The organism is Neisseria sp. P0021.S006, assembly GCF_051956895.1.
The window spans coordinates 22096-28689 of the sequence record NZ_JBQCWZ010000027.1; the positions used below are offsets into that span (position 1 = coordinate 22096).

The window sequence follows — 6594 nt, forward strand, 5'->3', positions numbered from 1 at the left end:
GAATGTTTCAGACGGCCTGCGGCCTTATCTGCTGATTCACATCAAGCGCGGCCGTTGCCAATCTTTACCGTCGCGCCTCATTCGCGGATAATCCCAAACATTCCCGTTTCCAACCATCACAAAGGAATCATCATGGCATTTTTGAAACTGACCGAACAAAATGTTCAAGGCAAAACCGTTCTGATCCGCGCCGATATGAACGTACCGTTTAAAGACGGCAACATCAGCGACGACACCCGTATCCGCGCTTCGCTCGCATCCATCAAATACTGCTTGGACAACGGCGCGTCTGTGATCGTGATGACCCACCTCGGCCGTCCGACCGAAGGCGAATTCCATCCTGAAGACGATGTAGCGCCTGTTGCCGCACATTTGGGCAAACTGTTGGGCAAAGACGTGAAAGTATTGAACGACTGGCGTGAAAACAAACCGACTTTGAACGCCGGTGATGTCGTGATGCTGCAAAACGTGCGCATCAACAAAGGCGAGAAGAAAAACGACTTGGAGCTGGGCAAAGCCTATGCTTCTTTGTGCGACGTGTTCGTCAACGACGCATTCGGTACCGCCCACCGCGCCCAAGCTTCGACTGAAGCCGTTGCCCAAGCCGCACCGGTTGCCTGCGCCGGCGTGTTGATGGCGGGCGAACTCGACGCTTTGGGCAAAGCCCTGAAACAACCGGCTCATCCGATGGTTGCCATCGTTGCCGGCAGCAAAGTGTCCACCAAACTGACCATCCTCGAATCTTTGGCCGACAAAGTCGACCAACTCATCGTCGGCGGCGGCATTGCCAATACCTTCCTGTTGGCAGAAGGCAAAGCCATCGGCAAATCTTTGGCCGAACACGATTTGGTGGAAGAATCCAAAAAAATCATGGCGAAAATGGCGGCTAAAGGCGGCTCTGTTCCGCTGCCGACCGACGTGGTTGTCGCTAAAGCCTTTGCCGCCGATGCGGAAGCTGTGGTGAAAGACATTGCCGACGTTGCCGAAGACGACATGATTTTGGACATCGGCCCTAAATCCGCTGCTGCTTTGGCCGATTTGCTCAAAGCTGCCGGTACGGTCGTATGGAACGGCCCGGTCGGCGTGTTTGAGTTTGACCAATTTGCCGGCGGTACCAAAGTATTGGCCGAAGCGATTGCCCAAAGCGATGCGTTCTCGATTGCCGGCGGCGGCGACACTTTGGCGGCGATTGCCAAATTCGGCGTAACCGATCAAATCAGCTACATCTCTACCGGCGGCGGCGCGTTCCTTGAGTTCTTGGAAGGTAAAGAGTTGCCTGCTGTTGCTGCTTTGGAAAAACGCGGCGCATAATCGGTTTTAATATCGATTGTTAAAAATAAAGGCCGTCTGAAATCTGGAAATCAGGTTTCAGACGGCCTTTTGTTTTTTGGTTTTTATTTGAGGAAGTGTTTAGCTGGATTCAACGCCGATGGTTGGCAGACTTGTTGCTAAACAGTCTGGAAAGCGTCCGGCTCTTTTCAGACGGCCTCTACGTCGGCCTGTCGGTGCAATGCCTGATAGCACGGGGTAAGCTGGCGGATGATCAGGTCGAGCTGGTGTTTGAGGATGTGGTCTTGCTGCGCTTGTGTGTTTTGTTCAAGCTCGGCAAATTCCTGACGGATTTGGGTCATGGCCGTTTCAAAAGCCTCGGGGTCGGTTTGGGGCATTTGGGTCAGCAACTCGGCGATGTGGTGGGTCAGCTTGGCATAGGGCGCAAAGCCGTCGTTGCCGTCGATTCGGACTTGGTCGCGGTATGCGCCGAGCGCGGAAATGTGGCCGGTCAGTGCATAGCTGGTTTTGAGCAGGGTAAAACCGTCTTGCAGGCGGTCTTGGTATTTTTTCGGGTTGCTGCTCATGTCAGACAGGGTGCTGCTGAGGGCGGCGGTGCTTTCATGGGCTTGGCGGCGGGTAAGGCGGTAGTCGACATCGTCGCGGCTGCCGTTTTGCAGCTGGTCGAGGATGGCGTCGAGATAACGGCCGTTGGCAGTAATGGTTTGGGCGGCGGTATGGCTGAGGGTGAGGTAACGCCAATCAGGCCAGAGGTAGGTGGCGGCAGCCCATGCTATAACGGAACCGACGATGGTGTCGATGATGCGGATGGGCATGGCGTGGTACACGTCCAAACCGGCAAGCGAGAGGCTGGTCAGGGCTTGGATGGTGATGAAGAAGGTGGAGAAGCTGTATTTGTAGCTGCGGGTCATGAAGAACAGGGTGGTGCTGGCGATAACAATCCAGAGCTTGGTTTCAACGGACGGGGTGAAGTAGGGGACGAGCGAACCGACAATCACGCCGAGAATCGTACCGGCAATGCGTTGGTACACGCGGCTTTTGGTGGCGGTGTAGTTGGGTTGGCAGACGAAAAGGGCGGTCAGCAGAATCCAGTAGCCGAGGTTGAGATGGAGGATTTCGACGATGATGCAGGCCGCGGCCACGACGATGGAGAGGCGGGTGGCATGGCGGAAGACGCCGGAGTCGAAATTGAGTTGGCTGATGACGGTTTCGCCGATATTGCGGAACTTGGTGTTTTCAAGGGCGGCGATGCGGGTGTCGGTGTTGTCGTTTTCGGCAAGGGACGCATCGTTTTGCAGTTGCCGCAGTTGGTAATCGACACTGCTGAGGTTGTCGAGCAGGCGGCGGATATTGTGGAGGTTGGCATTGTCGGCGTGGGTCTCGGCAAAATGGCCGAGGGACTGGCGGCAGCCTTCCATGGCGCGGCCGAGGCGTTTGCTGTATGCGTAGGGTTTGTTGTTGCGCAGGGTGGCGGCAATGTTGCGGCATGCCTGACCCTGCATTTCGAGCAGGCGGCGGATGCGGAAGATGAGGTCGGTGTTTTTGAGCTGCTCGGCCATTTCGCTGTAATCGACGTGGGCGGAGCTGATGCGTTCGTGCATGTCTTGCGCGCTGAGGTAGTAGCGCAGCATTTTGGCGGTACGCGGATGGCGGTGTTGGCCGCGCAATCGGTAGAAAAGTGCGCCGCGGCATTGGTTGAAGGCGGTAATCACGCCGGTGTTGCTCATGGCCAAGTCGATTTGGCGGTTGCCCAACCATGCGGCTTCGTCGGGGTCGAAAAAGTCGGCTTTGGCATCGAAGTAGTTGCTGAGTGCGTCGTAGGCGTTGGCAACGGTTTCTTGGACGGGGCGGTGGGGCAGGATGATTTGGAAGATCAGGGTGTTGACGCTGTATAGGACAGTGCCCAACAGAATCATGACGGGGTTGGTCAGCCAGTAGGTCTCGGGTGTGTAGGTCAGCGTGGTGTAGGTGGCGACGGCGAGCGCACCGAAAGCGAAGGTGCGGTATTTGAGGCCGACGGTGCCGAGGATGGTGAAGCCGAAAGTCATCAGGGTCATGGCCAAGATGAAGGGAACGCCTGTGCCGATGGTGCTTTGGGCAAGCAGTGAGGAGAGGGTGAACAGGGCAACGGTGATGACGATGTTTTTCAGACGGCCTGTGAGGCGGTTGTCCAAGTCGACCAAACCGCCGGCAATAATGCCGAGTACGAAGGGCATGACGAGCTTAGGCGTGTTGAAGTGCCAAACGAGGGTGGCGGCGATGAACACGCTGGCGAAGACGGGCAGGGAGGCAATGATCAGAGGTTTGAGCGGCGGAGTGTTCATGATGGTGTTGTTTATTATTCGTTATGAGGTGAATGATTGGATTTTAACAGGATTTTCAGTCGGTTTCAGAATGTTTGAAATAGGATAAGGCCGTCTGAACGGATACGGGGAAATACTTGATTTCGTTTCCACATTTGTTCAGACGGCCTTTTTTGGCTTGCGCCATCAGGTCATCAGGTTGAGGTCGCTGATGCGGTCGTAGAGACGCTCGGTATTGTTGCCCTCGTCGTGCATTTGAATGCGCAGGCGCAAATCGTTGGCGGAAACTGCTTGGCGCAGGGCTTCGCTGAGTTCGATTTGGCCCTGTGCGTAGAGGTTGAAGAGGTTTTGGTCGAACGTCTGCATGCCGTTGCTGCCGGAGCGTGCCATCAGGTCGCGGATTTCCAGCAATTCGCCTTTGAAAATCAGGTCCTGCATGGCCGGAGTGTTGAGCAGGAGGTCGGTAACGGCCGTGCGTTGGCGGTTTTTCTTGATGGTGAGGCGTTGGCCGATGATGCCGACGAGGTTTAACGCCAAATCCATCAAAACTTGTTGGCGGCGGTCTTCCGGATAGAAGTTGATAATGCGCTCGATGGTTTGGGAGGCCGTACTGGCATGGATGGTGAAAACGCACAGATGGCCGGTTTGAGCCAGTTGAAGGGCGTATTCCATGCTTTCTTCGCTGCGGACTTCGCCGATACAGACGACATCGGGTGCTTGACGCATGGCGCTTTGAACGGCAATTTTCCAGTTGTCGGTATCGATGCCGATTTCGCGCTGGGTGAAGATGCTGCGGCAAGGTTTGTAGATAAACTCGATGGGATCTTCGATGGTGACGATATGGCCGGGCAGCTTTTGGTTGCGGTAGTTGAGCATGGAGGCCATGGTGGTGGACTTACCCGAACCGGTCGGGCCGGCGAGGATCAGCAGGCCGCGTGGCGCGAGTGCAAGCTCTTGGAGCTTTTCGGGCAAACCGAGGGTTTTCATCTCGGGAATGTCTTGGCTGACGCGGCGCAATACCATGCCGACGCGGCCTTGCTCGTGGTAGGCGTTGACGCGGTAGCGTGTGTTGCTGCGCGATTGGACGGAATAGTTGATTTCCCAGTCGCGGTTGAAGGCTTCGAGTTGGTCGGGGTTCATGGTGGATTCGGCGATGGCGGCGGTGTCCGCGCCGGTCAGCGCTTTGTGGGGCATGGGCGTGAGGGTGCCGCCGACTTTAATGGCAGGAGGAAAGCCTGCGCTGATGAAGATGTCGGACGCGTTGCGTTTTTCGGCCTCTTCACACATGCGGTCGAGCAGGGGATGAAGATGTGTGCCGATTTCGGCCGGGGTGGGGATGTGCGGTGCTTGGTTTTTTTGTGAGTAGGCTTGCACCATTTCGCTTAACAGGTCGTGCAGAGGGGCGAGGTCGCTCATGATGATTCTCTTTAAAACGGGTATTCGGTCAGGCTCAAAGGCCGTCTGAAAACGGGATGATGGGGTTCAGACGGCCTGGGTATGGTTTAGAAAACAGAGAGGTTTTCGATGTTTTGCGCCTTGCTGCGTGCCAGCTCGGGGCTGATGGTGCCTTGGCGGACAAGGGTTTGCAGGGCTTGATCGAGGGTTTGCATACCGTGGGCCTGACCGGTTTGGAGGGCGGCGTTGATTTGGGCGATTTTGTTCTCGCGGATGAGGTTGCGCACGGCCGGTGTGGAAATCAGGATTTCGTGTGCGGCGACGCGGCCGTTGCCGTCGCGGGTTTTCAGCAGGGTTTGGGAAATGATGGCGCGCAAGGATTCGGACAACATGGAGCGCACGATTTCTTTTTCGCCTGCAGGGAATACGTCGACAATACGGTCGATGGTTTTGGCGGCGCCTGTTGTGTGCAGCGTGCCGAAAACCAAGTGGCCGGTCTCGGCGGCGGTCAGGGCGAGGGAGATGGTTTCAGGGTCGCGCATCTCACCGATCAAAATCACGTCTGGGTCTTCGCGCAGGGCGGAACGTAGGGCGTTGGTGAAGCTGTGGGTGTGCTGATGCAGCTCGCGCTGGTTGATGAGCGCTTTTTTGCTTTGATGGACGAACTCAATCGGGTCTTCGATGGTCAGAATGTGGGCCGGTTGGGTTTCGTTGATGTAGTTGACCATCGCCGCCAGCGTGGTGGATTTACCCGAACCGGTCGGGCCGGTTACCAAGACCAAACCGCGCGGATTTTCGGCAATTTTTTGGAAAATGCGCGGCGCACGCAATTCTTCCAGCGTCAGGACGGTGCTCGGAATGGTACGGAATACGGCGGCCGGGCCGCGTTCGGTCATAAAGGCGTTGACGCGGAAACGGGCAACATTAGGCAGCTCAAATGAGAAATCGACTTCAAAATCCTGTTGATAGAGCTTGCGCTGGTGGTCGTTCATGACCGAGGTAATCATGGTGCCGACTTCTTCCGAGCTCATCTCGGGCAGGTTGATGCGGCGGATGTCGCCGTGTACGCGTATCATGGGGGAAATGCCCGAACTCAAATGGAGGTCGGAGGCTTTGTTTTTCACGCCGAACGCGAGTAAGTCGGTAATCTGCATAATGTGGCCTTGTTTTGGTTTAGAATAATAAAATCGCTTTATTTTAAATAGATAAATCCGTTCGACCAAGTAAAATTTTCAAAATGCCGAGTGATGAACGGGTTAAAGGAGAAAACCATGTCGGTATTGCAACAAAACTATCAGGACGTATGCCGGGCGGTTGAACAGGCGGCTGAGGCTGCAGGACGGTCTGCGGATGCGGTGAAGCTGGTGGCGGTCAGCAAGACGTTTCCAGCAGACGATATTCGCGAAGTGTATGCGGCCGGTCAGCGCGATTTCGGCGAGAACTATATTCAGGAATGGTTTGAAAAAACGGAAACGCTGGCCGATTTGCCGGATATTGTTTGGCACGTTATCGGCGATGTGCAGTCTAATAAAACCAAATTTGTGGCCGAACGCGCACATTGGGTGCATACGATAGGCCGTCTGAAAACGGCGCGGCGCTTGAGTGA

5 protein-coding genes are annotated in these 6594 nt (G+C 55.7%); 2 read left to right on the forward strand and 3 right to left on the reverse strand.

The window, feature by feature from the left end; all coding sequences use genetic code 11:
* Positions 1-132 precede the first annotated feature (132 nt).
* Positions 133-1311, forward strand: a complete 1179-nt coding sequence (locus ACTHUM_RS07410) for a phosphoglycerate kinase (RefSeq protein WP_004519232.1) — start codon at positions 133-135, stop codon at positions 1309-1311.
* Between the two features lie 167 nt (positions 1312-1478).
* Here ACTHUM_RS07410 and yccS read toward each other — a convergent pair whose 3' ends face one another.
* From yccS to ACTHUM_RS07425, 3 genes are all read right to left on the reverse strand, one after another.
* Positions 1479-3614 (reverse strand): YccS family putative transporter, encoded by a 2136-nt coding sequence (gene yccS, locus ACTHUM_RS07415; RefSeq protein ID WP_049335626.1) that lies wholly within the window; start codon positions 3612-3614, stop codon positions 1479-1481.
* Positions 3615-3779: 165 nt separating this feature from the next.
* A complete protein-coding gene (locus tag ACTHUM_RS07420; protein ID WP_039861910.1) occupies positions 3780-5009 on the reverse strand; it encodes a PilT/PilU family type 4a pilus ATPase in 1230 nt (409 codons plus the stop codon).
* An 86-nt stretch (positions 5010-5095) separates the two neighbouring features.
* Positions 5096-6142, reverse strand: a complete 1047-nt coding sequence (locus ACTHUM_RS07425; protein WP_004519239.1) for a type IV pilus twitching motility protein PilT — start codon at positions 6140-6142, stop codon at positions 5096-5098.
* Positions 6143-6259: 117 nt separating this feature from the next.
* Here ACTHUM_RS07425 and ACTHUM_RS07430 point away from each other — a divergent pair.
* Positions 6260-6594, forward strand: a 335-nt coding sequence (locus ACTHUM_RS07430; protein WP_440402807.1) for a YggS family pyridoxal phosphate-dependent enzyme, incomplete at its 3' end; no start/stop codon positions are given.